The 26,983-nt window shown below is 71.1% G+C and carries 26 protein-coding genes; 13 read left to right on the top strand and 13 right to left on the bottom strand.

The features are described 5' to 3' along the window. Positions 1 to 64: 64 nt before the first annotated feature. The 6 genes from AB4091_RS15405 to AB4091_RS15380 form a co-directional block, all read right to left on the bottom strand. Entirely contained in the window at positions 65 to 1,969 is a 1,905-nt protein-coding gene (locus tag AB4091_RS15405; RefSeq protein ID WP_442292633.1) for a 1-acyl-sn-glycerol-3-phosphate acyltransferase, read from the bottom strand. Beyond that, on the bottom strand, positions 1,966 to 3,012 hold the full coding sequence (locus AB4091_RS15400) for an NAD-dependent epimerase/dehydratase family protein (protein ID WP_442292632.1): 1,047 nt from the start codon (positions 3,010 to 3,012) through the stop codon (positions 1,966 to 1,968). Before AB4091_RS15400 ends, AB4091_RS15405 begins: the two co-directional genes overlap by 4 nt. A 255-nt stretch (positions 3,013 to 3,267) precedes the next feature. Next, positions 3,268 to 3,366 (bottom strand): 30S ribosomal protein bS22, encoded by a 99-nt coding sequence (locus tag AB4091_RS15395; RefSeq protein WP_003792170.1) that lies wholly within the window; start codon positions 3,364 to 3,366, stop codon positions 3,268 to 3,270. Between the two features lie 245 nt (positions 3,367 to 3,611). Continuing rightward, positions 3,612 to 3,812, bottom strand: coding sequence for a helix-turn-helix domain-containing protein (locus AB4091_RS15390; RefSeq protein ID WP_020145054.1), 201 nt, complete (start codon positions 3,810 to 3,812; stop codon positions 3,612 to 3,614). A 239-nt stretch (positions 3,813 to 4,051) separates the two neighbouring features. Next, positions 4,052 to 5,332 (bottom strand): aspartate--tRNA(Asn) ligase, encoded by a 1,281-nt coding sequence (aspS, locus tag AB4091_RS15385; RefSeq protein WP_442292631.1) that lies wholly within the window; start codon positions 5,330 to 5,332, stop codon positions 4,052 to 4,054. A 455-nt stretch (positions 5,333 to 5,787) separates the two neighbouring features. Then, positions 5,788 to 6,984: an acetoin utilization protein AcuC gene (locus AB4091_RS15380; protein WP_442292630.1), complete on the bottom strand. Its 1,197-nt coding sequence runs from the start codon at positions 6,982 to 6,984 to the stop codon at positions 5,788 to 5,790. Between the two features lie 50 nt (positions 6,985 to 7,034). Here AB4091_RS15380 and AB4091_RS15375 point away from each other — a divergent pair, with 50 nt between their 5' ends. Further along, positions 7,035 to 7,703: a potassium channel family protein gene (locus AB4091_RS15375; protein ID WP_442292629.1), complete on the top strand. Its 669-nt coding sequence runs from the start codon at positions 7,035 to 7,037 to the stop codon at positions 7,701 to 7,703. An 87-nt stretch (positions 7,704 to 7,790) separates the two neighbouring features. On the opposite strand, the gene AB4091_RS15370 is transcribed toward AB4091_RS15375, so the two are convergent. Together AB4091_RS15370 and AB4091_RS15365 are read right to left on the bottom strand one after the other, a co-directional pair. Then, entirely contained in the window at positions 7,791 to 8,318 is a 528-nt protein-coding gene (locus AB4091_RS15370) for a GNAT family N-acetyltransferase (protein WP_442292628.1), read from the bottom strand. A 105-nt stretch (positions 8,319 to 8,423) separates the two neighbouring features. Then, the gene (locus AB4091_RS15365) at positions 8,424 to 8,990 is read right to left on the bottom strand and encodes a GNAT family N-acetyltransferase (RefSeq protein WP_442292627.1); all 567 of its coding nucleotides are present in this window, start codon (positions 8,988 to 8,990) and stop codon (positions 8,424 to 8,426) included. A gap of 108 nt (positions 8,991 to 9,098) precedes the next feature. Here AB4091_RS15365 and AB4091_RS15360 point away from each other — a divergent pair, with 108 nt between their 5' ends. Next, entirely contained in the window at positions 9,099 to 9,680 is a 582-nt protein-coding gene (locus tag AB4091_RS15360) for a hypothetical protein (RefSeq protein ID WP_442292626.1), read from the top strand. Between the two features lie 51 nt (positions 9,681 to 9,731). Here the strand turns inward: AB4091_RS15360 and proC are convergent, their stop codons facing one another. Then, positions 9,732 to 10,538, bottom strand: a complete 807-nt coding sequence (gene proC / locus AB4091_RS15355) for a pyrroline-5-carboxylate reductase (protein WP_442292625.1) — start codon at positions 10,536 to 10,538, stop codon at positions 9,732 to 9,734. Between the two features lie 11 nt (positions 10,539 to 10,549). Next, the gene (locus tag AB4091_RS15350; RefSeq protein WP_442292624.1) at positions 10,550 to 11,500 is read right to left on the bottom strand and encodes a proline dehydrogenase family protein; all 951 of its coding nucleotides are present in this window, start codon (positions 11,498 to 11,500) and stop codon (positions 10,550 to 10,552) included. A gap of 301 nt (positions 11,501 to 11,801) precedes the next feature. Here AB4091_RS15350 and AB4091_RS15345 point away from each other — a divergent pair, with 301 nt between their 5' ends. The 11 genes from AB4091_RS15345 (at position 11,802) to AB4091_RS15295 (ending at position 24,253) form a co-directional block, all read left to right on the top strand. Next, positions 11,802 to 12,515 carry a hypothetical protein gene (locus AB4091_RS15345; protein ID WP_442292623.1) on the top strand — a complete coding sequence of 238 codons (714 nt, stop codon included), beginning with the start codon at positions 11,802 to 11,804 and terminating at the stop codon, positions 12,513 to 12,515. After that, entirely contained in the window at positions 12,515 to 13,333 is an 819-nt protein-coding gene (locus tag AB4091_RS15340; RefSeq protein WP_442292622.1) for a maleylpyruvate isomerase N-terminal domain-containing protein, read from the top strand. Before AB4091_RS15345 ends, AB4091_RS15340 begins: the two co-directional genes overlap by 1 nt. 82 nt (positions 13,334 to 13,415) lie before the next feature. Beyond that, on the top strand, positions 13,416 to 14,702 hold the full coding sequence (locus AB4091_RS15335) for an alpha-hydroxy-acid oxidizing protein (protein WP_442292621.1): 1,287 nt from the start codon (positions 13,416 to 13,418) through the stop codon (positions 14,700 to 14,702). A 75-nt stretch (positions 14,703 to 14,777) separates the two neighbouring features. After that, positions 14,778 to 15,530, top strand: a complete 753-nt coding sequence (locus AB4091_RS15330; protein ID WP_442292620.1) for an SAM-dependent methyltransferase — start codon at positions 14,778 to 14,780, stop codon at positions 15,528 to 15,530. Beyond that, on the top strand, positions 15,527 to 16,015 hold the full coding sequence (locus AB4091_RS15325) for a nucleoside deaminase (RefSeq protein ID WP_442292619.1): 489 nt from the start codon (positions 15,527 to 15,529) through the stop codon (positions 16,013 to 16,015). Before AB4091_RS15330 ends, AB4091_RS15325 begins: the two co-directional genes overlap by 4 nt. Positions 16,016 to 16,206: 191 nt before the next feature. Further along, positions 16,207 to 17,127 (top strand): hypothetical protein, encoded by a 921-nt coding sequence (locus AB4091_RS15320; RefSeq protein WP_442292618.1) that lies wholly within the window; start codon positions 16,207 to 16,209, stop codon positions 17,125 to 17,127. Between the two features lie 252 nt (positions 17,128 to 17,379). Further along, on the top strand, positions 17,380 to 19,998 hold the full coding sequence (locus tag AB4091_RS15315) for an ATP-dependent Clp protease ATP-binding subunit (protein ID WP_442292617.1): 2,619 nt from the start codon (positions 17,380 to 17,382) through the stop codon (positions 19,996 to 19,998). Between the two features lie 221 nt (positions 19,999 to 20,219). Beyond that, positions 20,220 to 21,122, top strand: a complete 903-nt coding sequence (locus AB4091_RS15310; RefSeq protein WP_442292616.1) for an ABC transporter ATP-binding protein — start codon at positions 20,220 to 20,222, stop codon at positions 21,120 to 21,122. Beyond that, positions 21,119 to 22,450 carry an FtsX-like permease family protein gene (locus AB4091_RS15305; protein WP_442292615.1) on the top strand — a complete coding sequence of 444 codons (1,332 nt, stop codon included), beginning with the start codon at positions 21,119 to 21,121 and terminating at the stop codon, positions 22,448 to 22,450. The genes AB4091_RS15310 and AB4091_RS15305 overlap by 4 nt, the downstream gene beginning before the upstream one ends. A gap of 22 nt (positions 22,451 to 22,472) precedes the next feature. After that, complete coding sequence (locus tag AB4091_RS15300; protein WP_442292614.1) at positions 22,473 to 23,723, top strand: LCP family protein; 1,251 nt, start codon at positions 22,473 to 22,475, stop codon at positions 23,721 to 23,723. Between the two features lie 5 nt (positions 23,724 to 23,728). Beyond that, on the top strand, positions 23,729 to 24,253 hold the full coding sequence (locus AB4091_RS15295; protein ID WP_442293114.1) for an amino-acid N-acetyltransferase: 525 nt from the start codon (positions 23,729 to 23,731) through the stop codon (positions 24,251 to 24,253). A 51-nt stretch (positions 24,254 to 24,304) separates the two neighbouring features. Here AB4091_RS15295 and AB4091_RS15290 read toward each other — a convergent pair whose 3' ends face one another. Genes AB4091_RS15290 through AB4091_RS15280 form a run of 3 tightly spaced genes read right to left on the bottom strand, consistent with a single transcriptional unit; the run spans position 24,305 to position 26,845 of the window. Continuing rightward, positions 24,305 to 25,237 carry an ABC transporter ATP-binding protein gene (locus AB4091_RS15290; protein ID WP_442292613.1) on the bottom strand — a complete coding sequence of 311 codons (933 nt, stop codon included), beginning with the start codon at positions 25,235 to 25,237 and terminating at the stop codon, positions 24,305 to 24,307. Further along, positions 25,234 to 26,058 carry an ABC transporter permease gene (locus tag AB4091_RS15285; protein WP_442292612.1) on the bottom strand — a complete coding sequence of 275 codons (825 nt, stop codon included), beginning with the start codon at positions 26,056 to 26,058 and terminating at the stop codon, positions 25,234 to 25,236. The genes AB4091_RS15290 and AB4091_RS15285 overlap by 4 nt, the downstream gene beginning before the upstream one ends. Beyond that, complete coding sequence (locus AB4091_RS15280; RefSeq protein WP_442292611.1) at positions 26,051 to 26,845, bottom strand: ABC transporter permease; 795 nt, start codon at positions 26,843 to 26,845, stop codon at positions 26,051 to 26,053. The genes AB4091_RS15285 and AB4091_RS15280 overlap by 8 nt, the downstream gene beginning before the upstream one ends. Between the last annotated feature and the right edge of the window lie 138 nt (positions 26,846 to 26,983).

Below are 26,983 nucleotides of genomic sequence, written 5' to 3'. Positions count from 1 at the left end.
TGGCCGCCCAAACGGACCGGGCGCGGCGGCATACGCGAGCCGGCCTGCCGCGATGTCGGCGCCGTCAGAGGAAGACGGACTTGCGCTGCATGAGCAGGCTGTAGAGCGTCTGCTGGATCGTCTCGCGCACCTGGTCGGTGAGGTCGAAGACGAGCATCGGGTCGTCGGCGGCCTCGGGCCCGAACGTGGTGGTCTGGATCGGCGGGCCGAACTCGATGAGCCACTTGCTCGGCAGCGGCACCATGCCGAGCGGGCCGAGCAGCGGGAACGTCGGGGTGATCGGGGCGTACGGCAGGCCGAGCAGCCTGGCCACCGCCGGCATGTTGCCGAGGATGGGGTAGATCTCCTCGGCGCCGACGATCGAGACCGGGACGATCGGCACGCCCGCACGCAGGGCCGCCGAGACGAAACCACCGCGGCCGAAGCGCTGCAGCTTGTAGCGCTCGCTGAACGGTTTGCCGACGCCCTTGAAACCCTCCGGCCAGACGCCGACGAGCGAGCCGCCCGCGAGCAGGCGCTCGGCGTCGGTGTTGGCCGCGAGGGTCGTGCCGGAGCGGCGCGCCATGGTGCCGATGAAGGGCATCTGGAAGACGAGGTCGGCCCCGAGCATGCGCAGGTGACGCTTCTTCGGGTGCTCGTCGTAGACGGCGACCTGCGTCATGAGCGAGTCCATGGCGACGGTGCCGGAGTGGTTGCCGACCACGAGCGCACCGCCCTCGTCGGGGATGTTCTCGATGCCGCGCACCTCGACCCTGAACCACTTCTTGTACAGCGGGCGCAGCAGGGGCAGGTGGACGTTGATCGTGTAGTCCTCGTCGAAGCCGAACTCGTCGACGACGTAGTCGCCCGACAAGCGGCGCCGAACGTAGGAGAGGGTCTCGGCCACCTGGCGCTCGACATCCTCTGCCGGGACCCCGGCCGACGTCGCCGCGGCACGCAGGACGTTCACCGCGAGCTCCACCAGCTCGGCAGGCCCCGGCCGGGACTCGGAGGTGAACTCGGCCCCCTCGAGCACGGCGCCGACGAGCTTCTCGGCGCGCGACTGCAGGCCGGAGGTCAGCGCGTGGTCCCAGCCCTCGTCGCCCGAACGCGTATGCCGTCGGGTGCCCTGGGCGTCCGGCTGGGGGTGGCTGGGGGCGGGCTCGTGTACGGGTGGCACGGCGCGCAGGCGCTTCGGCTCACCGTTCGCGGATGGACGGGTCGAACGCATCGAGGCCCGGCTCGGCCGCGAGCGCGGAGTGGTCGGCTCGGTCGGTTCGGTCGACCCGGCTGGGGCGGTCGGCTCAGCGGGCCTCGCGGTGTCATCGGTAGAGGCCGCCGTCTGGTCTGTGGCGGTGGCGCTGGCGTCGGTGGCGTCGGCGGCGGGGGCGTCTGTGGCGGTGGCGTCGGTGGCGGTGGCTTGAGCGGCCGCGTCCCGGGTGGTGGAGTCATCACCTGCTGGCGTGGCGCTCGGCTCCATGGTGGCCAGCTCGACGTCATCGGCCTGTCCGGTCGGCACGTCGACCGTCACCGGCGTGTCGGTCACCTCCACCACCCCGTCTGGGGGTGTGGGGCCGGCCGCGCCGACCGAGCGTCGCCTCGCGTCGCTCACCTCGACCGGCTGGGCCGGCAGCAGCGGTGTGCCGGTGCGACGTCGCCGTTCGCCCGAGGCCCGTGCGGCGCCTGCCGCGAACGCCCCGCCCGCGCGCGCCGGCGTGGACGTCGCGCGCGATGGCGGAGCCGCCTTCTTGGCTGCGCCCTTCGCTCCGGCGGCCGTCTTGCCGGTGGCCTTCGTGCCCGTCGCCTTTGTGGCCGTCGCCTTTGTGGCCGTCGCCTTCGTGGCCGACGCCCTCTTCGCAGCGGCCTTCTTCGCCGCGGTGGGCTTCGTGGCGATCTCGGCCGGCGTGGCCTTCGCGGCAGCCTTCCGGCTGCGCACGGTCGGCGCGCTCTGCCCGCTCGGCGCAGTCGGGTCGGTCGGCTCTGTCGTCACGGCTGGATCCTGTCGAAGACTCGGGAGATGGCTGCCGCCGTGCCACCGGCGGCATCGCTGACGACGTCACCGACACCTTCGACACCGGGCACGGCCGGACGCAGATGGCTCGCATAGTCCTCGAAGGCCGAACGGGTGGAGTAGTGCGGTTCGAAGCCGAACACCGAGCGCATCCGATGGGTGTCGAGGCCACGCCCGAACGCGAGGAAGGTCAGCTGGTCGGAGGAGAAGTCGGCGAGACCGCTTCGCTTGACCATGTTGCCGATGAGGCCCGCGGCAGCGAGCGGGAGGGGCAGGATCGGGCGGCGGGCGATGGCCGTGCACTGCGTGACGGTGAGGAAGCCGTCGCCGGCCACGTTGACGATCCCCACGGCGGGTCCGGTGGTGGCCAGGATCATCGCCGCGGTGGCGTCGTCCTCGTGGATGAACTGGAACCGGGCATCGAACCCGAGCGGCACGGGCACGACGGGCAGCGAGAAGTAGTCGGTGATCGCGGTGTGGATGCTGGGACCCACGACGTTGGCGAATCGCAGCATCGTGATCTCGACGTCGGGCCGGCGGCGCGAGAAGCCCCGCACGTAGCCCTCGACCTCGACGGAGTCCTTGCCGAACCCGGTGCGCGGCAGGGTCTTGGGGTTCATGTCCTCGCTGAACATCGCGGGGTCGCGCGGCGAGGAGCCGTAGACGGCCGCCGACGACTTCACGACGAGGCGCTGCACGGACTCCGACTTCTGGCAGGCAGCGAGCAGCTGCATCGTGCCGATGACGTTGATCTCCTTCTGCGTCACCCGCCCGCCGGTGTCCTTGGGGGTCGCGATGACGTTCATGTGCACGACCGTGTCGACGGAGGCCTGCGCCATGATGCGCCCGATCATCGGGTTGCGGATGTCGGCACGCACGAACTCGGCCCGCCCGATCGAGTGCTTCGGGGGCACGACGTCGACCCCGAGGATCCGCTCGATCGACGGGTCGGCGGAGAGGCGGCGCGCGTAGAGGCCGCCGAGGTAGCGGGACACCCCCGTCACGAGGACGACCTTGGCCATCGGCTCCTCCTGTCGTCGGTCGCGGCGGACGTGTGCTGAACCCGGCGGAGGGGGCTCGCTCCCCCCGCACGTGCAGCCTATCGAGGCGCTACGGCATACGTGGTCGGCGTGGCCGCTGGGAGCGCTGATGTGGCGAGGCCCACGTGTCCTGAGCAGGACGCGCCGGACACCGTCGCGGGAGACGCGAACGACCCCCACCGTCGGTGAGGGTCGAGAGCGTGCGGGGCGATCCGCCGAAAACCTGAGAAGCTCAGGTCACTTCTTGTTGCGACGCTGGTGACGCGTCTTGCGCAGCAGCTTGCGGTGCTTCTTCTTCGCCATCCGCTTGCGGCGCTTCTTGATGACAGAACCCATGTTTGTCCTTGTCGTGCGACTTGTCTCCGAATGAGCTGATGCCGACCTGCGTCGACACACCTCGAAGAGGCGAGGTCGAACTTCACGAGCCGAACAGGCTCCACAGCCTAGCGTGTGCGGGCCTCTGGCCCAAAAGGAGTGCCCGTTCCCCGCCTGCCCACCTGCGGGAACGCCGAAGGGGCGGCTTGACCTGGTGGTCGGGGCCGCCCCTTCGGGTGCGTGGTGACGCGGGTGTCACGCCGTGCTCACGCGGTGTCGATGTAGGAGGTCTGGAGGTACTTGTGAACCGCGTCCTCCGGAACCCGGAAGGAGCGGCCGACGCGTACGGCCGGAAGGTCTCCGCCGTGGACGAGTCGGTAGACCGTCATCTTCGACACGCGCATGATCGAGGCGACCTCGGCGACGGTCAGAAACCGCACCTCGGCGAGCTGACGCTCATTCGACATGTGTTACCCCGATCTTCAGGTGGGTCGCACCCACGCGTCGACGGCTTCCCCTCCGACGAAACTTCACGCAGGTGCAAGAAGCAACACTAGGGGCAGATGTGACTGGAGGGGAAGCGAACGGTGTAACGAATCGGCCCGACGCAACTCGACACGCCGGTGGGATCCCTGTGGATCTCCCGGCTCATCGATCTCCGCGTCCGCCCTGTCGGGCGCAAGCCACCGACCGTGCACCCGCTTCGTCACGGCTCCAGCCGATGCAGGTCCCGCGGGAAGAGCGTCACCTCGCGCACGTTCTCGGCGCCTGTCAGGCGCGCCACCCACCTTTCCAGACCGATCGCGAAGCCGCCATGTGGAGGCATGCCGTGCGCGAAGGCGTCGAGGTAGCCGGACAGGACCGACGGGTCGGTGCCGGTGCGCGCCATCGCCGCGGCATAGTCGGACGGACGGTGCAGGCGCTGCCCGCCGGTGGTCAGCTCGAGACCTCGGAAGAGCAGGTCGAAGCTGTTGCTCCACCGCTCGTCGCCCGGCTGCGGGTGCGTGTAGAACGGCCGCTTGGCCATCGGGTAGCCCTCGACCGCAAGGAAGTCCGAGCCGTATGCCGTCCGCGCCCACTCCCCCAGCGCGCGTTCGTGCGCAGGGCTGAGGTCCGGCTCGTCGGGGTCGGCTCCCACCCTGGCGAGCGCGTCGCTGAAGTGGATGACGGGGAACTCGTCCGGCACCCGGGGCAGCTCGATGCCGAGGAGCGCAGCGGCGCCGCCGGCATACGTGGTGATGCCCTCGACCATGCCGGCGACAGCGGTGCGCAGGACGGCCAGCACGTCGCGGTGGTCGCGGATGAAGCCGAGCTCGGCGTCGAGCGAGGTGTACTGCGCGAGGTGGCGCACCGTGTCGTGCGGTTCTGCCCGGAAGACCGGGCCGACCTCGAAGACGCGCTCGAAGACCCCGACGAGCATCTGCTTGTAGAGCTGCGGGCTCTGCGCGAGGTAGGCCGTGCGACCGAAGTAGTCGACCGTGAAGACGTTGGCACCGGACTCGGTCGCGGTGCCGACGAGCTTCGGCGTCGCGATCTCGGTGAACTCGAGCAAGCCCAGCGCAGAACGGAATCCGCGCATCGACGCACTGGCGATCTGCCAGGCCGCGCGGTGTCTCGGGTGACGCAGCGTGACGGCGGCGTGGTCGAGGTGGGTCGGGAGCCCCGCCCCGAACGTCGGGCGCCACAGCTCGACCGGTGGGGCCGCTGCCGGCTCGGTGAGCGGCGTGACGGTCGGCTCGACGAGCTCGGCGCCTCCGGGCGCGGCAGAGTTGGCCGACATCGTTCCGGTCACCTCGACGACGGTCTCCTCGGGCAGACCTGCCAGCTGTGCGATGGTCGCCTCGTCCTTGACGACGATCTGCGCCAGGCCGGTGCGGTCGCGCAGCACGAGGAACGTGACGCTCGCGAGCACTCGACGCCGATGGACCCAGCCGGCGAGGGTGGCGCGTTCGCCGGGCTCGACGGAGCCGAGGTCCCGCGCGAGCACGCGCGGAGCAAGGGTTGTGGGTTGGGTTGGTTGCATTCCGTTCACCTCCAGAGGGTTGGTGCCCCGGAGGTGTGGGCGATGGGGAATGTCGCTGTGCCACCACACCTTCGCCGCCGCGGATCGCGGACAGCCTCTGGTCGTGCTCGGCTCAGGATCGTCAGGCCCGTCGTCGCCGTGCCGGCAACCCTACCCGCAATCGAAGGAACACTCCGTCCAATTTCCGAGGCAGCAGGCCGCGGCGCCGGCGTCGCCTGGACGGAGCGGAGCGGAGGAAGGCGACGCCTGCAGGGCGCCGCGGCACGCGCCGGAGCGAAGCGAGGCGCCAACAAACAGGCCGCGGCGCCGGCGTCGCCTGGACGCAGCGCAGCGAGCGAGGAACGAGCGAGCGAAGCGGAGGAAGGCGACGACAACTGGGCGCCAAGGCACGCGCCGCAGCGAAGCGAGGCGCCAAAGACTCAGTCGAAGTGGACGTCCAGGCCGTGGAGCGGGAAGACGGCCGTGCGCGTGGCCATGACGGCGCGGTCGACCTCGCTGGCGGGGTCGTAGCCCATCTCCCAGGAACGCCACCATAGTGGCCCGTCCTCCGCGGTCAGGTCGCCCATGCGCCGCGGGCCCGGACGGCCGAAGACCTGCTCGACGTGCGAGCGCCAGTCCTCGGGGACCTCGGTGGCCGTCTTGATCGGGGCGTGGGCGGCGATGGCGGTCAGGTGCGTCCAGGTGCGGGGCACGACGCCGACGACCTCGTAGCCGCCACCACCGAGCGCCACCCAGCGGCCGTCGCAGACCTCGTGGGCGAGCCGGTGCATCGCGTCGGCGGCGGCGCGCTGGGCGTCGACCGTGACGGCGAAGTGGGCGAGGGGGTCCTCGGTGTGCGTGTCGCAGCCGTGCTGCGTGACGAGCACGTCGGGCTTGAAGGCTCTGACGACGGGGACGGCCACGGCGTGCAGGGCCCGCAGCCACCCGGCATCCGACAGTCCGGGGGGCAGGGCGACGTTGACCGCGCTGCCTTCTGCGTCCTTGCCGCCGACGTCTCCCGGCCACCCGGTGCCCGGGAAGAGCGCGCGGCCGGTCTCGTGGACGGAGATGGTGAGCACCCGTGGGTCGTCCCAGAAGATCCGCTCGACGCCGTCGCCGTGGTGGACGTCGACGTCGACGTACGCGACTCGCTCGGCTCCGTGGTCGAGCAGCCACTGGATTCCGACGGCGATGTCGTTGTAGACGCAGAAGCCGCTGGCCGCGCCGCGCATCGCGTGGTGCAGCCCGCCGGTGAAGTTCACGGCGTGGGCGGCCTCGCCCTCCCAGACGGCCCGGCAGCTGTCGACGGTGCCCTGGACCACCCGCGAGCTCGCCTCGTGCATGCCTTCGAAGGCGGGGTCGTCGTCGGTGCCGAGTCCGTACGCCTCGTCGGCCGACCGAGGGTCGGCCGAGGCAGCCTTGACCGCGGCGAGGTAGTCGGGGTCGTGGATCGTCGCCAGCAGCTCGTCGGACGCGACCTCCGCCCCGGCCACCTCGACGCCGTCGGCGTCGAAGACCCCGAGGGCCTGGCAGAGGCGTGCCGTGAGGTCGAGACGCACCGGTGCCATCGGGTGCGTGGGGCCGAAGTTGTACTTCGTGAAGGAGGAGTCCCAGACGACCCTGGCCTGAGTTGGCATGATTGAGACGCTATCGCGGAAACGCGACCCGGACGACGGAGGTACGACCCATGGCCCGCAACCGGCTCTTCGACGACGACGTGATCGTCATCGGGCTGGGACGCTTCGGCTCGGCCGTGGCGCTCGAGCTGACCCGGCTCGGTCACCGGGTCATCGCGGTCGAGCGCGACAACGCGATCGCCGAGAGCTACGTCAACAAGGTGGCGAAGGTCGTCCACGCCGACCTCTCGCACGCGACGGGGCTCGACATGATCCGCGACGCCGAGCCCAAGATCGCCATCGTCGGCATCGGGTCGTCGATCGAGTCGTCGGTGCTCGCCGCGGCCAACCTCGTCGACGCCGGCGTGCCCTCGATCTGGGCCAAGGCGATGTCGCCCGAGCACAAGCGCATCCTCGACCGCATCGGCGTGCACCACGTCATCTCCCCCGAAGCAGACTCGGGTCGGCGGGTCGCCCACCTCGTCAACGGCAAGATGCTCGACTACATCGAGTTCGACGACGGCTTCGCCATCGTCAAGCTCAAGCCGCCGAGCGAGACCATCGGGTTCACCCTCGAGCAGAGCCAGGTGCGGCGGAAGTACGGGGTCACGATCGTGGGCGTCAAGGCTCCCGGCGAGGACTTCACGTATGCCGTGCCGCAGACGAAGATCTCGGCGCACCACATGCTCATCGTGAGTGGCCCGACCGAGCTCATCGAACGGTTCGCCGCCCGGCCGTGAGCGACGACACCTGGTCCAGGAACGGCCGCGACGCTTGGGAGACAAGCCGTTCCGTAGTGGACGCCCCCGGGCGCGACTTGCGCGCGGTCAGAGGTGAGGCTGTGGGCCGGGATCGTTGCCGAGGGGGAGCACCATCGCGACCTCCTCGTCGCCGTCCTCCTCGCTGACGACGCCCATCGGGCGGCGGTAGTCGGTCGGCCGGAAGCCCATCCCGCTCGCGAAGGCGACCGCCCGCCCGTTGTCGGTGCCGACCCAGTAGACGAGGTGTGAGTTGCCGCGCTTGGCGGCCAGCGCCGCACCCTGCTTGACGAGGCGGGTGGCGACGCCCAGACCTCGCGCCTCGGGTCGCACCCAGAGGCCGAAGAGCTCTCCCGCCGAACCGTCGTCCGCCTTGGCGGTGCCGACACTGACGACGCCGACGGCGCTGCCCTCGCGCTCCGCGACGAGGCGGGCCGACCGCTGCATGCGCTCGCGCCAGAAGGCCTCGTCGTAGGACTCCTCCTCGTCGGCCGTGGCCACGAACGCCTCGGGCGACTCACGCAGGGCGGAGAGCCGGACGGAGCGGTAGTCCTCCCAGTCGTCCTCGCCGAGGGGACGCACGGTGATGTCGGTCATGTGGTCCACCTTCGCACGACCCACCACGCGAACGCACCAGCGGGTCGGTGAACGTTCGGTGCCCCTCGGGGAGGGACGACGAACCGGACTGGCCGACAGTGGCGCTCAGAACCTGTGGACCATCTCGATCTCGGTCAGGTCTGGGCGACGCGGGTGGTCGTGAAGGGCACCGGTTCGCTCGAACCCGCAACGGGCGTAGAGGGCCTCGGCTTCGCCGTTGGAGCTGGTCACCTCGAGGACCACCTCGGACTTGCCGAGCCGCCGTGCCTCGTCGAGCACCGCACGGACCAGCGCCTCGCCCACACCTCTCCCGCGCGCTCGTGGAGCCACGTACATGCCGAACAGCGTTGCGGTGGTTGCCCGCTCGGGTTCCCAGTGGGACCCCAGGCCAGCGCTGCCGAGGATGCCGTCGGCGTCACGCGCCTGCACGAGCCAGGCCCCCTCGATGCGCTCGCGCCAGTCGGCCTCGTCGTAGACGGCCTCGTCGGCGTAGGTGAACCAGAAGGCGTCGGGCGCGTCCTGGAGCATCGCGAGCCGCACGTCGCGATGCGACTCCCAGTCGTCGGGCGTGACTGCGTGCAGGTGCATTCGCGGTGCGCCGGCGGTGCGGTCCTGCTGATGGGCGCCGGTGGTGGCCGGGGTCTCGGGGAGCTCTGCGTCGCGTGCGGGCACGCCTCCACTGTGCCCGCCCCACGGCCCGGCGTCACCTGTGCCGACCGCTCACCGACCGGCAACCCTCAAAGCCCCCGCAGGCACATCCGCGCGCGCAGCATCCCGATCATGAACCGTCGCCGTGGCGACCTCACGTCGGCACCGCGCCAACGACGCCCGCGGCGCTCGGACCGCCGCCTTCGGGCAGCGCTCGCCACGGCGGCCGTGCCCGTCGTGCTTGCGGCCTTTGCGGTCGCACCGGAGACGGCCGCGGCCGCCGGCCCCGACCCGTTCGTGTGCACGTTCGCGACGCTCTCCGACCCCGACCGCCTCGGAGTGTGGACGTGGCGCCCGCTCAGTGCGCACGCGCCCCTGACGACGGCCTCACTCAACACGACGAGCATGGACGTCCGCCTCGGCTCGGTCGCCCACACCTCGGCCACCCGCCGGGGCACCAAGGTCACGGTCACCGCTCGGGCCTATCACTACTGGACCTCCACGCACGCGTTCGGGCCGTGGACAGGGGTCCGCGGCACCATCGAGTACGCCGCCCCCGGGCAGCCGTGGCGACCGCTCAAGTACGCCTATGCCTCGAGCACCGGCCGCTACACCTACACGTACACGACGTCGCAGCACCGCCGCCACCGCGTCGTCATCCCCGACCAGCAGGTCGTCTGGGGCGCGGTCAGCGCGGCGACGCCGTCGACTTGAGAACGCCGCCCCTGACCCTGGCAGTCGGACGCGGACCGCGACGCCCTGCGGTCAGGCCTGACCGGACGCCAGCTGCTTCGACCGGGCCGCCGCAGCCTCGATGGCGGTCACGAAGGCGGCGCGCACCTTGTGGTCGTCGAGCTGGCGCAGGGCGGCCACGGTGGTGCCACCCGGCGAGCTGACCTGCTCGCGCAGCACCGTCGGGTGCTCGTGCGTCTCGCGCAGCATCGTCGCCGCGCCGTAGAGCGTCTGCACGACGAGCTCGGTGGAGGTCGCCCGCGGCAGCCCGAGCACCACTCCGGCCTCGATCATCGCCTCGACCACGTAGAAGATGTACGCCGGGCCCGAGCCGGAGATCGCGGTGACGGCGTCGAGGTGCTTCTCGGCGAGGCGCACCACCCGGCCGCACGAGCTGAGCAGCGACTCGGCCTCGGCGAGGTGGTCGTCGGTGCAGTGGCGGCCGGGCGAGATGCCGGCCATCCCCTGGTCGACGAGCGCCGGGGTGTTGGGCATGACACGGATGACCGACGTGCCTTCCGGCAGCCTCGACTCGAGGAACTCGGTCGTGATGCCGGCCGCGAGGGAGATGACGGCGTTGCCGGGGGCCACGTGGTCGTGGATCTCGTCGAGCAGGGCCGCCATGTCCTGGGGCTTGACGCAGAGCACCAGCGTGTCGGCGACGTCAGCGGCCTCGGCGTTCGGCAGGACGCGTACGCCATGGCGCTCGGCGAGCGCGTTGACCTTGTCGGGAGTGCGGCCGGTGACGACGAGGTCACCCGGCGTGCGCCCTGACCGGATCAGGCCAGAGACCAGCGTCTCGCCCATGACTCCCGCGCCGAAGATGGCCGTCGTTGTCATCGTCGCCCGCCTCAGCCCTTGGTCGCGACGCCGCGCAGGAAGAACATGACGTTGGCCGGCTTCTCGGCCATGCGTCGCATGAGGTAGCCGTACCACTCCTGGCCGTAGGGGATGTAGACGCGCATCTGGTCGCCGCGGTCGGCGATGCGCTTCTGCTCCTCGGGCCGGATGCCGTAGAGCATCTGGTACTCGAACGACTTCGGGTCGCGGCCGGCCTGTCCCGCGAGCGCCCCGGCGATCTCGATGAGACGAGGGTCGTGAGACGCCACCATCGGGTAGCCCTCGCCCTGCATGAGGATCTTCAGGCAGCGCACGTAGGACTTGTCGACCTCGCCGCCGGCCTGGAAGGCGACGGACTCGGGCTCCTTGTAGGCGCCCTTGCAGAGGCGCACGCGTGAGCCCGCGTGCGCGAGGTCACGGCAGTCGGCCTCGGTGCGGTAGAGGTAGGCCTGCAGGACGGCGCCCACGGTCGGGAAGTCCGCACGCAGCTCGCGAAGCGCGTCGAGCGTGAGGTCGGTCGTCGTGTGGTCCTCCATGTCGAGCGTCACCGTGGTGCCGGCCTGCTTGGCGAGCTCGCAGATCTCCCGGGCGTGGGCGAGCGCGATGGCGTTGCCGTCACCGGGCAGCGCCTGGCCGAGGGCGCTGAGCTTGAGGGACACCTCCACCGTGCCGGCGCCGGTGAGGCCCTGGTCGCGCAGCGCCGTCAGCAGCGAGAGGTAGGCGTCTCGGGTGTGCCGGGCCTGGGCGATGTCGGTGGTGTCCTCGCCGAGGTAGTCGATCGTCGACAGCCGTCCGGAGGCCGCGATCTCGGCCGCCGCGCCGACGACGTCGGCGCGCTCGGCGCCGGGCACGAAGCGCTTGACGACCGAGCGCGACACGGGCGCCTTCTCGATGACGTCTCGGATCTTCTCCTGCTTGGACAGCTGCAGGAGCGAGTTGCGCAGCAGGTCGCTGGCGTCCACGGGGGCCTCCGGGTGGTGCTCGGGTGGTGTCGGATGTCGGGACCGGGGTGCCGGCCCCTGGTGTGGGACTGCGGCGGACGGCGGTGGCCGCCCGCCCGCCAAATCTACCGCCGTGGGGACGGGTCGCCTGCCGGTCGGCCCCGCGCCCACCTGCCCAGTGCCCACCTGCCCAGTGCCCACCTGCCCAGTGCCCACTGCCCGCCTGCCCACCTGCCCACCTGCCCGCCTGCCCGCCTGCCCAACTGTCCGCCTGCCCGCCTGCTCCGCCGGGACGGGATCGCCATGCGGCAGACTCGCTGCCATGCGTCGACCGACCACCCGGAACCTCCTCGTCGCCGTGACGCCCCTGACGCTCCTGCCCTGCCTGGCCGCGTGCTCGGACCCGGCGGCCACGATGCCCGTGGCCGTCCCGTCCACGACGGGCGTCGCCACCACGCGCGCGGCGTCGGCCGCGTCGGACGAGCCGCTTGCACCGCCGTCGAGCCTGACGCCCCCTCGCGTGCACGCGACCGGGGCCGTGGCGGCACACCTCGACGGCTACGACGTGGCCGGGCTGACCCGCTCGACCGCGGAGGGACCGGCGGACCTCGCTGCCTGCCCCGACGCCGCGCGCCTGACCAAGGTGACGGGACCGGACGCGTACGCCCGGTCCTGGCAGGGCCCGGCGGCCACCCGCGCGGACGTCGCCGCGATCACCTACCCCGACCTCGCCTCCGCGGCCCGAGCCGTCGAGCCCGTGCTCGACGCCGCCGCCTCGTGCCGGGCGCCGAAGCCCCACAAGGGCATCACGACGACGGTCGACAACGAGCGACGCGACGTCGCAGAAGGTATGCCGCTGGGCCGGGTCGACCTCACGCGGACCTCCGCCGCCGGCACCGTGCACGACTACGTCGGTGTCGTGCAGGTCGGCAACGTCGGCGTGCGGCTCACCTTCTCCTCCCCCGACGGCAAGGCCGCCAACGAGAAGGGGTCGACCGCCCTCGCCCGTCTCGCCCGCGACGTCCAGGGGCTGTGATGGTGACCCTCGACGACGACGCCCTGCGGACGCCCGGTCCTCTCGGCCTGTCCCTCGACGCCTTGGGCGATGCGCTCGGGGCCGCGTCGACGGTGCTGCGCGCCAACGCCATGGCCGCCGGCCTCGACGCACCCGTCCCCACCTGCCCGGGCTGGACCGTGCTCGACCTCGTCGCCCACCAGGGCATGGTGCACCGCTGGGCGGCCAGCCAGCTGCGCGGTGCGCCGGTCGACCCGCCCGAACCGCTCGAGGTCGAGGGCCGCGAGTCGCCCGACGTGCTGGGGTGGTTCGACGAGGGGGCGACCGGCCTGCTGCAGGCGATCGTCGACGCACCCGACGACCTCGAGGCGTTCGTGTTCCTCGAGGAGGCTCCTGCCGCGCGGCTCTTCTGGACCCGGCGACAGTGCCACGAGACGACCGTCCACGCAGTCGACGCGCTCGGCGCCCGGCTGCGGCGACCGCCGCGAGCCGAGGAGACGTGGATCGTCCCCGAGGTCGCCGTCGACGGCATCGACGAGCTACTCGTGGGTTTCGTCACCCGCAGTCGCAAGGGCGCCTCACCCGGCGGATCCACCGAGTCGACCCGCCTGCTCGTGGCACCCGACGGCTGCGACGTGGCCTGGCTCGTGGACCTCGCGACCGGTCGACCGCTCCGGACCCGCAGGGTGCGACCGGGCTCCCCCGACGCGTCCGGCGCCGACCACGTGTGGACGGGCGACCCCGTGGACCTCTACCTGCGGCTCTGGAGCCGGGGCGCCGCCGAACCGGTGGACGACCTCGAGCGCTGGTGGCGAGAGTCGATCTCGGTCACGTGGTGACAGGCCCCGCCGAGGGCGCCACGTAGCAGGATGGGCGAGGCCGGGCGCGACGACGCACCCGACCGAGACGCGAGGAGCAGGTATGCCGTCGGAGGGCTTCGGCCGGACCGTGCAGTCCGCCATCTACCGGGCCGGTGCGTTCGGTCACCGACCGGAGGTCCCGACCGACGGCACCCAGCTCGAGTCAGCAGCGCGAAAAGTCATGTCGCGCAGGGGGTTTGCCTACGTTGCAGGATCCGCTGGCTCTGAGGCGAGCGCCTCGGCCAACGCCCGAGCCTTCGACCGGTGGAGGGTGGTGCCGCGCATGCTCGTCGACACGACGGAGCGTGACCTCGGGGTCGAGCTCTTCGGCCGACGCCACGCGAGCCCGTTCCTCGTCGCCCCGGTCGGAGTGCTCTCGATGGCGCACGACGAGGCCGACCTCGCCGTCGCACGCGGCGCACGCGAACAGGGCATCACCCAGGTCATCAGCACGCAGGCGTCGGTCCCGATGGAGGACATCGCCCGGACGCTCGGGGGCTCGGGTCACTGGTTCCAGCTCTACTGGAGCAGCGACGACGACCTCGTCGAGAGCCTCGTGTCGCGTGCAGAGGCCTGCGGGAGTGAGGCCCTCGTCGTCACGCTCGACACGGCATACCTCGGCTGGCGGCCGCGCGACCTCGACCTCGGCCACCTGCCGTTCGCGCGCGGCGAGGGCATCGCTCAGTACACGTCGGACCCCGTCTTCAGGCGCCTCGTGGCCGATCGGGTGGCGGCCGCGACGCCCCAGCCGCGCCCTCGGCCCACGCCGGCCGCGGTCGCGACCCTGCTGTCCATGTCGCGCAACCATCCCGGCGACACCCGGCACAACCTCACCGCACCCGAGCCGCGCGCCGCCGTCGAGACGTTCCTCGACGTGTTCAGCCGGCCCTCGCTGACGTGGGACGACCTGCCTCGGCTCCGGTCGATGACCTCGATGCCGATCGTGCTCAAGGGGATCCTGCACCCGGACGACGCCAGACGGGCCGTCGATGCCGGTGTCGACGGCGTCTACGTCTCCAACCACGGTGGGCGGCAGGTCGACCGGTCGGTGGCCGCGCTCGACGCCTTGCCCGGCGTCGTCGCTGCGCTGCGGGGCGCCGGGTCACCGATGCCGGTGGTCTTCGACAGCGGGATCCGTTGCGGCGCAGACGCTTTGATTGCGCTGGCCCTCGGCGCGACGGCCGTTGGCATCGGACGGCCGCACGTCTACGGTCTCGCGCTCGCCGGAGCCGACGGGGTGTCGCAGGTGCTGCGCAACCTGCGCGCCGAGCTCGACCTGCAGGTCGCCCTGTCGGGGCACACCTCCGTCGCCTCACTCACTCCCGACGTCCTCACGCGCGTCGACTGACGTAGCCCTCACCGGAGGGGGCCGACTCGTGAAACAGGCTCGACGGCATACGTTCTCGTCACGCAGGATCGGCACATGCCCGCCCTCGACCACCTGACCCGCGACGCCTTCCCACGGTCGTCGAAGTACGACGCGAAGTGGCTCGTCGACCTCGACATGGGTCCCCACCCGCTGTGGCTGCTCGAGGACCTCGCGGCCGACCTCGACCTGCGACCCGACATGCGCGTGCTCGACCTCGGGTCGGGTCTGGGGGCGACGTCGGTCTTCCTCGCGAAGGAGTACGGCGTGCAGGTCGTCGCGGCCGACCTCTGGGTCGACCCGACCGAGGCCGGAGCGGTCTTCCGCAAAGAAGGCGTCGACGACCGGGTGCTGCCGATGCGCGTCGATGCCCACGCGCTTCCGTTCGGGAGAGGCTCGTTCGACGCGATCGTCAGCATCGACGCGTGGGAGTACTTCGGCACGGGCGACCATTACCCGCCCTACCTCGCGACGTTCCTGAGGCCCGGTGGGCAGCTCGGCGTCGCGACCCCGGCCCTGACGAGCGAGGTGCGCGAGCTCGGCGAGATCCCGGAGCACATCGACCGGGTCGTCGGCGCCGAGACCGCTGCCTGGCACACGCCCGAGTGGTTGCGCAGCCAGTGGGAGTTCAGCCGGGCGTTCACCTCGGTGATGGCCCGCGCGCAGGAGGACGCCTGCGCGAACTGGCTGCTGTGGGAGCGTGCCGTCATGGAGCTCAAGGGCCAGGTGACTTCGCCCGTGCAGTCGATGCTCGAGGCCGACGGTGGGGCGTTCGTGACCTTCGCGCTCGTGACGGGACGGGTCGCATGACCGTCAGCGACGTGGACCTCGAGCACCTGCGGCGCGCGGTCTCGCTCGCGCGCCTCGCCCTCGAGCGCGGCGACGAACCGTTCGGCTCGGTGCTCGTCTCGGGCGAGGGCGAGGTGCTCTTCGAGGACCACAACCACGTCGTCGCGCTCGAGGCGACCCAGCACCCGGAGTTCGCCATCGCCCGGTGGGCCGGCGCGCACCTGACGCCCGAGCAGCGCGCGGCCTGCACCGTCTACACCTCGGGAGAGCACTGCCCGATGTGCTCCGCGGCACACGCGTGGGTCGGCCTCGGCCGCATCGTGTATGCCGTCAGCTCATCGCAGCTGGGCACGTGGCGGTCTGCGTGGCGGGCGTCCCCGTCACCCGTCGCGGCGCTGTCCATCCGTGACGTCGTTCCCGACGCAGTCGTCGATGGCCCGGCCCCCGAGCTCGAGGCCGAGGTCAAGGCCCTGCACGAACGGTTCGCGACCACCACCCGCCCCTGACCAAACTCCATCCGGCGCCACGGCCCCCAAACCGTCGCGGGCAGGCCCCCAACCGCGCACCTTCCCGCGCCACGGCCCCCAAACCGTCGCCCCCGGCCCCCCAGCCCCGCCAGAACCAGCGCCACGGCCCCAAACCGTCGGGCTGTGGAGGACGGGAGCGCGCGCGACCCGGAGTGCTGGATCGTCTGCCCATGACACCGGACGACGGCAAGCCCTTCCTCCGCTCCGCTGCTCGGCACCTGTCCGACGGGCAGCTCCGCCGCGGCTACCGCACGCTCTTTCACGGGGTCCACGTCTCGAGGCAGGCGTCGGTAACCGTGGCCACGCTCGCAGAGGCCGGTCTGTTGGTCGCCGAGCCGGGGAGCTACGTGTCGCACCAGACCGCTGCTCGCCTTCTCGGCGGGATCGTGCCCGCTGATCCGAACGTGCACGTCACCTCGCCGCGGATCCGCGTCAAGGGTGCGGGACTGGTCGGTCATCGTCGCAAGGTCGGGCAGCAGGTGATGACCTGGGGTGGGTTGCGCATCACATCGCCGGCCCAGACCTTCCTCGACATGGCGCACTGCCTGACGCTCGTCGACCTCGTGGTGCTCGGCGACTCGCTCGTCCGCCACAAGCGCACGACCTCGGCCGAGCTTGTCTCGAGGGCGAGCGCCAAGTCCGGGCCCTATTCGCACCTGGCCCGCCGCGCCGCTTCCCTTGTCCGCGCGGGAGTCGACTCCGCGATGGAGACGCGGCTACGCCTGCTGATCGTGCTCGCCGGACTTCCCGAGCCCGAGATCGACCACCGGGTCCACGATCACGACGGCGCACTGCTCCGACGCTACGACCTGTCCTACCTGCCGTTCCCGCTCATCATCGAGTACGACGGTCGTCAGCACGCCGAGTCCGACCAGCAGTGGCTCTCCGACATCGGCCGCGACGAGGTGCTCGACGACGAGCGCATCCGCCGCCTCGTGATCGTGTCGCGCGACCTCTACTCGACGCCGGCCAACACGCTGGCCAGGATCACGAAGGCGATGCGCCGAGCAGGTATGCCGGTCCCCCGCCTTCGCGACGAGTGGCGCCGACACTTCCCCGGCCGCCCCGGCGACCTGGCGGTGTCGGCGTGAGGGGGCAGGCGGCATACGTCGTCGGGATGGGCGGGTACGTCCACCTCGATCCGAACGGGGGCGGGCCGTATGCCGTCTTCCTGAGTAGGGCGCGCACCCGTTCTGTCCGCCCACGGCGAACAGAGGCGGAACCTGAGCCGATCACGCTCAGGATGGGAACAGGACGAGCACGGCTCGCGTTGGTCGGGTTGTGCTCGTCCACAGCGGGCACGGATAGCATCGAGATGTCTCTCGATCAGTCAGGAGAAGAACATGTTCGAACGGTTCACCGACAGGGCCCGGAGGGTGGTTGTCCTCGCGCAGGAGGAAGCACGCCTGCTCAACCACAACTACATCGGGACCGAGCACATCCTCCTGGGTCTGATCCACGAAGGCGAAGGCGTCGCCGCGAAGGCCCTCGAGTCGCTCGACATCTCGCTCGAAGCGGTCCGGGCCCAGGTCCAGGAGATCATCGGCCAGGGGCAGCAGGCCCCGACCGGCCACATCCCCTTCACGCCTCGCGCGAAGAAGGTTCTCGAGTACTCGCTGCGCGAGGCACTCCAGCTCGGCCACAGCTACATCGGCACCGAGCACATCCTGCTCGGCCTCATCCGCGAGGGCGAGGGCGTTGCCGCCCAGGTGCTCGTCAAGCTCGGCGCCGAGCTCAACAAGGTGCGTCAGCAGGTCATCCAGCTGCTCTCCGGCTACCAGGGTGGCCAGAGCGGCGAGAAGGCCGGCGCCGGTGTCGGCCAGGGCCAGACCGAGGGCACGCCCGCGGGCTCCCTCGTGCTCGACCAGTTCGGTCGCAACCTCACGCAGGCTGCCCGCGAGGGCAAGCTCGACCCGGTCATCGGGCGTGAGAAGGAGATCGAGCGGGTCATGCAGGTGCTGTCCCGCCGCACGAAGAACAACCCCGTCCTCATCGGCGAGCCCGGCGTCGGCAAGACCGCCGTCGTCGAGGGCCTGGCCCAGGACATCGTCAAGGGCGAGGTGCCCGAGACGCTCAAGGACAAGCAGCTCTACACCCTCGACCTCGGCTCGCTCGTGGCCGGCAGCCGCTACCGCGGTGACTTCGAGGAGCGGCTCAAGAAGGTCCTCAAGGAGATCCGCACCCGCGGCGACATCATCATCTTCATCGACGAGATCCACACGCTCGTCGGTGCGGGTGCCGCCGAGGGCGCCATCGACGCCGCGTCGATCCTCAAGCCGATGCTCGCCCGTGGCGAGCTGCAGACAATCGGTGCGACGACGCTCGACGAGTACCGCAAGCACATCGAGAAGGACTCGGCCCTCGAGCGGCGCTTCCAGCCGATCCAGGTGCAGGAGCCGACGCTGCCGCACGCCATCGAGATCCTCAAGGGCCTGCGCGACCGCTACGAGGCGCACCACCGCGTGACGATCACCGACGGGGCGCTCGTCGCGGCGGCCAACATGGCCGACCGCTACGTCAACGACCGCTTCCTGCCCGACAAGGCCATCGACCTCATCGACGAGGCCGGCGCGCGACTGCGCATCCGCCGCATGACCGCTCCGCCGGACCTCCGCGAGTTCGACGAGAAGATCGCTGCGCTCGTGCGCGAGAAGGAGTCGGCCATCGACGGCCAGGACTTCGAGCGTGCGGCCCGCGTCCGCGACGACGAGAAGCGCCTCCGTCAGGAGAAGGCCGCCCGTGAGGCCCAGTGGAAGTCGGGCGACATGGACGTCGTGGCCGAGGTCGACGAGGAGCTCATCGCCGAGGTCCTGGCTGCCAGCACCGGCATCCCGGTGTTCAAGCTGACCGAGGAGGAGTCGAGCCGGCTGCTCCACATGGAGGACGAGCTGCACAAGCGCATCGTCGGCATGGACGACGCCGTCAAGGCGCTGTCCCAGGCGATCCGCCGCACCCGTGCCGGCCTCAAGGACCCGCGCCGCCCCGGTGGCTCGTTCATCTTCGCCGGCCCCACCGGTGTCGGTAAGACCGAGCTCGCCAAGACGCTCGCCGAGTTCCTCTTCGGCAGCGAGGACGCGCTGATCCAGCTCGACATGTCCGAGTACTCCGAGAAGCACACGGTGAGCCGCCTGTTCGGTTCGCCTCCCGGCTACGTGGGTTACGAGGAGGGCGGCCAGCTCACCGAGAAGGTGCGCCGCAAGCCGTTCTCCGTCGTGCTCTTCGACGAGGTCGAGAAGGCCCACCCGGAGATCTTCAACTCGCTGCTGCAGGTGCTCGAGGACGGCCGCCTCACCGACTCGCAGGGTCGGATGGTCGACTTCAAGAACACCGTCATCATCATGACGACCAACCTCGGCACGAGGGACATCTCCAAGGCCAACATGGGCTTCTCGTCCGGGCCCGACAGCCGCACCGACTACGAGCGGATGAAGGCCAAGGTCACCGACGAGCTCAAGCAGCACTTTCGGCCCGAGTTCCTCAACCGCGTCGACGACACCATCGTGTTCCCGCACCTCAACAAGGCGGAGATCACGCAGATCGTCGACCTCGAGATCGCCAAGCTCGACAAGCGGCTCAAGGACAAGGACATGGGCATCGAGCTCACGCCCGCGGCCAAGGACCTGCTCGCCAAGAAGGGCTACGACCCCGTGCTCGGTGCGCGCCCACTGCGCCGCACCATCCAGCGCGAGATCGAGGACGCCCTCTCGGAGAAGATCCTCTTCGCCGAGTTCACGTCGGGTCAGTACATCAAGATCGACACGGAGGGCGAGGGCAAGGAGGAGAAGTTCACCTTCTCCGACATGGCCCACCCCGACGCGCACCGGCCGGCCGACGACCTGCCGGAGCTTCCCGAGGGTGCTGCTCTCGACGAGGCACTCGGTGTCAACGTGACGGCAGGCCCGTCGACGGTGCCCGACGACCAGGTCTACCCGGACTCCGGATTGACCGGCACCGACCGCTGACCGCACAGAGCACGATTCAGCAGGACTGACCGGCCGAAGGGGTCGGGGACCACGGTCCCCGACCCCTTCGTCGTGCCCGAGACACGATCCGGAGACACGATCGACGACCCCGAGGGCGTATGCCGTCTGGCCGGGTGTCATACCGGGGTCGTACTCGCGCGCCGGCGGAGCCGACCCCGGTCCGATGTGGCACGGGGGCGTGCGCCGCGAAGGTGGTCCCCATGAGCGACACCTCACCCCGCAACTCACCCAGCCCATCACTCGACAGCGACCTCGCCAGCGACCTCGACAGCGACCTCGCGGGCGACCCCGACAACGACCTCGCGGGCGACCCCGTCGGAGGACCCGCCACCGGATCCACCACCGGACTCGTGGCGCGCGACCTCGTCATGACCTACGGCAAGGCCGGCAGGGGCGCTCCGGCCGGCCCACCGGCCCTCGGCGGGGTGGACCTCACCCTCCGCTCAGGCGAGAGCCTTGCCGTGATGGGCCCGTCCGGCTCGGGCAAGACGACGCTGCTGCACGTGCTGGCCGGCATCCTCAGGCCGACCGGCGGCCAGGTGCTCTGGCGTGGCCGCGACATCGCGCGGATGTCGGACCGCGAGCGAACGGTACTGCGCCGCAAGGACTTCGGCTTCGTCTTCCAGCAGGGCATGCTCCTGCCCGAGCTCCCCGCGATCGAGAACGTCGCCCTCCCGCTCATGCTGGACGGAACCTCCCGTTCCCAGGCAACGGCCCGGGCTGCAGCCCTGTTCGCGCCGCTCGGGCTGTCCGGCTTCGAGAAGCGCCGACCGGGTGAGCTGTCGGGCGGCCAGGCCCAGCGCGTCGCGATCGCCAGGGCGCTCGTCGCGCGGCCCGGTGTGGTCTTCGCCGACGAGCCGACCGGCGCGCTCGACCAGGCGACGAGCGCCGAGGTCATGCGCCACCTGACCGAGCTGACGGCCCACACCGGGGCCTCGCTGGTCGTCGTGACGCACGACGAGAACGTCGCCGCCTGGTGCCGGGGCATCGTGCACGTACGTGACGGCAGGATCGTCGACCACGGCGTCGGGCAGAGTGTCGGACAGAGCGTCGGGCACAACGTCGACCGCACCGACGGTATGGCGTCGGAGGTGGCTCGATGAAGGCCGCTGGCACGCTGTGGTGGCGGCTGCGTCGGGCGGACGCGGCCGAGAACCGGGTTCCCGGGATCCTCGCGGTCGTCTCGTTCGCGGTGGCGACGGCTGCCCTGCTCGTCTGCGTCGCCGGACTCCAGGCCTTCGAGGCGCGCAACCCCCTGCCGCCGGGCGGCCTCGAGGGACACCTCAGCGACGAGGCGGCACTCGGCAACCTCTACGTCACGCTCGCGTGGATCGCGACGACGTGCATGGTCATCCCGATCCTCACCCTCGGTGGCGTGGCCGCACGTCTCGCGATCGCCCGGCGCGACCAGCGCCTGGCCGCGCTCCGGCTCGCCGGTGCGACGTCGGGACAGGTCACCGTCATGACGCTGGCCGAGGCGGCGGCCCAGGCCGTCGTCGGTGCGCTGACGGGCGTCGTGCTCTACCTCGCCGTGCTCCCCCTCGTGGCCCGGCTCAGCTTCCAGGGCCGCGTGTTCGAGCTGCGCGAGCTCGTGCTGCCGCTGTGGCAGACGCTCGCCGTCGTCGCGGCCGTCGTCGTCGTGGCGGTCGTGTCGGGCGCGTCGAGCCTGGCGCGGGTCGCGATCAGCCCGCTCGGCGTCGCGGCCCGGACGAGCCCGAAGCGGCTCAGCCTGCTGCGCGTCCTCGTCGCCCTGGCAGCCGGCGCTGCCTGGGTCCTCGTCATCACCCCGATGAAGGAGCCGCAGCGGATGACCATCGTGCTCGTGCTCGGCGCGATGATCCTCGCGGTCAACGCGGTCGGACCATGGGTCGTCATGGTGGCCGGCCGGCTCGCGGCCCGCGTCGCCCCGACGGCGGCGACCCTGCTTGCGGCTCGTCGGATCGCCGACGACCCCAAGAGCACCTGGCGCGCGGTGGGCGCGCTGGGCCTGGCCGTCGTCGTCGTCGGCTTCACGAGCCTGGCGCAGATCGACGAGCCGGGGTCGCCGCTCGAGCGCTATCTCGCGGCCGACCTCGGCACCGGAGCCCTCGTCACGCTGGTCATCATCACCATCGTCGGGGCGACGTCGACGGGCGTGGTGCAGGCCGCGCGAGTGCTCGACCAGCGCGAGCAGTACCGCGCCCTCGCCCTCGCCGGCACCGGCGAGCGGTCGCTGCACCGGGCCCGGGCGCTCGAGGTGGCGCTCCCACTGGCCGTGACGATCGCGCTCTCCGCAGGCTTCGTCGTGGTCCTCATGCTGCCCTTCCAGAGCAGGCTCGACAGCGGACTGGTGTTGCGGTTCGTCGTGACCTCGGCCATCGCCGGGGCCGTGGTGCTTGCGTCGGTGCTGGCCTCCCGGTCCCTCGTCCGGACGGCCTCCCGCGTCGCGTGAACAGGTCGTCTACGGTGGGGCGGTGACTTCAGAGCACCGCCCCGCCGACCGCGGGCGCGCCGACGACGTATGCCGTCCGGTGCGTTCACGACGCTCGTTCGCGGTGCGCGCGGGCTGGGCCACGGCGGCGGTGGCGCTCACGCTCGGCGCGTGCACGTCGGGCCCGTCCACGCCGTCCGCGGGCTCAGCGTCCCGAAGGACGTCGAGCGCGACCTCGGGCACGACGTCCGACGCCCCGGCACAGAAAGGTCCACAGATCGTCGGCGCACCCGCGTCCCTCGCCGCGCTGGTGCGCACCGTGTACGCGGGGGGTGACCTCACGCGTACGGCCTCGCCCACCGCAGCTGCCGCGCTCAAGGGTCGCAGGGCGGCGACGGGCACCCTGGACGCGAGGGCCGAGGTCGGCTCGTGGATGGGCACCCCCGTCGCCGTGGTCACCTCCGGCGACGACGTCACGCTCGCCGTCGGGCCGACCTGGAAGGTCGTCGGCGGCTGGTGGCCGTCGCTGGGCGTCGAGAAGCCGAGCCTCGGCCCGGGGCCGCGCTGGGTGCTGGCGATCGGGTCCGACGCGCGCCCGGGCCAGCCGCTCGAGCGCACGCGCGCCGACGTGCTCCAGGTCATCGGCATCGACGGCAACGGGGGCGGCGGCGTCATGGGGATCGCCCGTGATCTCTACGTGCCCCTCTCGACCGGCGGCAGGGGGAAAATCAACTCCGCCATGGTGTTCGGCGGCCCGAAGGCGCAGGTGAGCACCGTCCGCAACGTCACCGGCCTGCCGGTCGAGGGCTACGTCGTGCTGGGCTTCACCGGCTTCACGAAGATCGTCGACGAGCAGGGCGGCATCCCGATCGTCATCCCGAAGACCGTCGTCGCCTCGCACGCCCGCAACATGGTCATCAAGGCCGGCCCGCAGACCCTCACCGGCAAGCAGGCGCTGGCCTACGCCCGTGAGCGAAAAACCCTGCCTGACGGCGACTTCGGCCGCTCACGTCACCAGGGCGAGGTGATCCTCGCGGCTGCCGTCAAGGCGAAGCTCGCCGGCCCGATCGCGATCCCGTCGGCGCTGACCAGCTTCAGCAAGGTCGGCAAGAGCAACCTGACCGCCGAGCAGATCCTCACGTTCACGGCCGGGCTGCACCAGGTGAGCCCACTCGAGGTCGGCCGCGGCGTCGCCAAGGGCGCCTTCGGCACGGCAGGCGCGCAGTCGATCGTCGTGCTCGGCAACGAGGCCCGGCGGCTGTTCGCGCAGTTCCGCGACGGGAACCTGACGTGAGCGACGTGACGAACGAGCCGAACGCGTACGCCTCCACGCCCGTCCTGCGACGGGCGCGCACGTCCGACGTACGCGACATCCGGGCCCTCGTGGCCCCGCTCGCCGAGCGTCGGGTGCTCGTCAGCAAGGAGGCGGTCACCTACTTCGAGAGCCTCCAGGAGTTCCGGGTCGCCGAGCTCGACGGGCGGGTCGTCGGCTGCGGCGCGCTCCACGTCATGTGGGAGGACCTCGCCGAGATCCGCACCCTCGCGGTCGCGCCCGAGATGCTCGGCACCGGACTCGGCGGCCGGCTGCTCGAGGCTCTCGTCGAGGACGCCCGCGAGATCGGGGTCGAGCGCCTCTTCTGCCTCACCTTCGAGACCGACTTCTTCGTGCGACACGGGTTCGAGGCCATCGAGGGGCAGGCCGTGCCGATGGACGTCTACGCCGAGCTGCTGCGGTCCTACGACGAAGGCGTCGCCGAGTTCCTCGACCTCGAACGGGTCAAGCCCAACACCCTCGGCAACACCCGGATGCTCCGCACCCTCTGACCCTCGCGGTGCTCAACTGCGGTGCTCAACTGCGGGGCTCAGCTGCGGGGCTCAGCTGCGGCCGGACGCGGCGTAGATGCGACGCACGACGTCCTCGATGTCGGGTTCCTCGATGGTGAGGTCGCGCACCTCGTGCCGGGCCGAGACCTGCGCCAGCACGGCCGCGGCGGTCGTCGCCTCGGAGTCGAAGGCGAGCCGCTGGCGCAGCCCGTCGGACTCGCTGCCGAGCAGCCGGGCGCGAGGGATGTCGTCGAGGTCGGGTGTCGGTTGCGCGAGGTCGATGACGAGGATGCGCTGCGCCCCCACGGTCGCAGCCAGTCCGGTCAGGGTGCCGTCGAAGGCGAGCCGTCCGCGGTCGACGACGAGCACCCGGTCGCAGAGCCGCTCGATGTCGCCCATGTCGTGCGTCGTCAGCAGCAGCGTGGTGCCGCGCTCTCGGCGCTCGGCCACGAGGAACTCGCGCAGGCGCTGCTTGGACAGCACGTCGAGTCCGATCGTCGGCTCGTCGAGGATGAGCAGGTCGGGCGAGTGCAGCAGCGCGGCTGCGATCTCGGCGCGCATGCGCTGCCCGAGCGACAGGGAACGCACGGGGGTCCCGAGCTGCGACCCCATCTCGAGCTGCTCGACGAGCATGTCGGTGCGCGCCCGCGCCTCCTGCTGGTCGAGGCTGTGGATCGCGGCCAGGATCGAGAAGGAGTCGCGGAGGGGCAGGTCCCACCAGAGCTGGGACCGCTGCCCGAACACGACTCCGACCCGGCGCGCCACGGCGATGCGCTCGCGCATCGGGTCCAGGCCGCACGTGCGCACATGGCCGGACGTGGGTTTGAGGATGCCGGTCAGCATCTTGATGGTCGTCGACTTGCCGGCGCCGTTCGCCCCGATGTAGCCGACCGACTCGCCCGGCTCGACCGTGAAGGTCATGCGGTCGACGGCGCGGGTCTTCTTGAAGTCGCGCACGAGGTCACGGGTCTCGATGATGCTCATCCGCCGGCTCCTTGGTAGTGACGGGTCCCGAGTCTCCAGCACAGCCCGGCGATGCCCCACGCGAGCAGCGCAGCCAGGGGCGTGAACCAGGCGAGCCACTGGGGCGCGAGGTGGTCTCCGGGCAGGTCGAGGATCGCGACCGCAGGAAGGTAGGCCACGAAGGCCGTGGGGACGACGAAGGTCCAGAAGATCCGGAGCGGGCCGGGGAAGACCTGCTGGCTCTGCTGGGCGGCATACGACCCGCCGTAGGTGAACGCGTTGGTGAACTCCGAGCCGTCCACGAGAAAGAACTGCAGCCCTCCGGCGGCCGTGAAGAGGGCGGCGAAGATCGCGGTGCCGCTGACGACCGTGAGCACGATGAGCAGCACCTTCGTCGGCGACCACTCGACGGAGCCCGTCGTCAGTGACACCACGAGGGCGACCAGGGCGACGGACAGCCGGCCGATCCGTCGCATCGACAGCTCGCTCGTCATCAGCTGGGCGAGCAGCGGGAGCGGCCTGACGTAGAAGGCGTCCACCTGCCCGGCGCGGATGTAGACCGGCAGCTGGTCGAGGTGGCCGACAAACATGTCGGCCAGCGAGAAGGCGAGGTTGGACAGCGCGAAGACGAGCAGGGCCGCGTTGAAGTCGAGCCCGCCGAGGAACGTGACGTTGTGGAAGATGACCCACACCTCGGCGAACTCGGCGAGCCCCACCCCGACGGTCCCCAGGATGTCGGTGACGAAGGAGGCGCGGTACTGCATCTGGGCGCGGGCGCGCGACGCGAGGAGCACCCGGTACGGCCGCAACCGCTGCGACAGCGAAGGACGCGAGTCAGCCACCCTGCACCTCCAGTCGGCGGCGGCCGGCACGCAGCACGACCTGGCCGAGCGCGAGCAGCACGATCGCCCAGAAGACCTGCACCGCAACGGCAGACGCGATGTCGGCGCCGACGACGCGGCCGGCCAGGATGTCGATGGGGTTCTGCAACATGGACGGGAACGGCGACCACTGCGCCAGCGTGCGCAGCCAGTCGGGGAACCACGGCACGGGCAGATAGAGGCCGCACAACAGCCCGCCCGTGATCATCCAGAGCAGCGTGATGCCACGGATCTCGATGAGCCAGAACGCCAGCAGGTTGATGACGAAGTTGCCGGAGAAGGCGACGACGACGGCCAGCCCGACCGACACGGCCCCCACCGCCCAGCTGACCGCTGAGGGGGGCCACGCCATGTCGAAGAGCAGAGCCCCGAGCAGCAGGGCGGGCAGCCCTCGACCGACCAGGTTGATGCCTGCTCTTCCGAGATCACCTGCGAGGTAAGCGAACTGGGGGTCGATCGGCCGCAGGAAGTCGACCGCGATGTCCCCGGACCGCACCCGGTCCTTGACCTCGGCGAAGCCCCAGAGGTTGACGGCGCCGAGCAGTGCCTGGCCCCACCACACGAAGGCGATCGTCGTCGGCCTGTCGTAGCCACCGATGGAGGCGTTCGCGGACGTCAGCGCCGCCAGCAGGATCGAGGCCCGGATGATGCCGAAGACGGAGTTCGTCGTCATGCCCGCGAGCAGCGCCAGGCGGTAGGTCGAGTGCCGCCGGAACCCGGCCCGCACGAGCACCCAGAAGGTGTTCACGACGGTCTGGGGGGATCGGGCACAAAGAGCGACCCTACAGACGCGTCTGCGCTGGTTCAACGGAGTACGTTCGAGGCGTGCCCGACCCTGACCCCGAGCAAGAGCCCGACACGGCCCGAGACGCGACGGCACCTGACG

Source organism: Terrabacter sp. 2RAF25, assembly GCF_052115265.1.
Lineage (GTDB): Bacteria > Actinomycetota > Actinomycetes > Actinomycetales > Dermatophilaceae > Terrabacter.
This window is presented reverse-complemented; position numbering and strand designations above follow the sequence as displayed.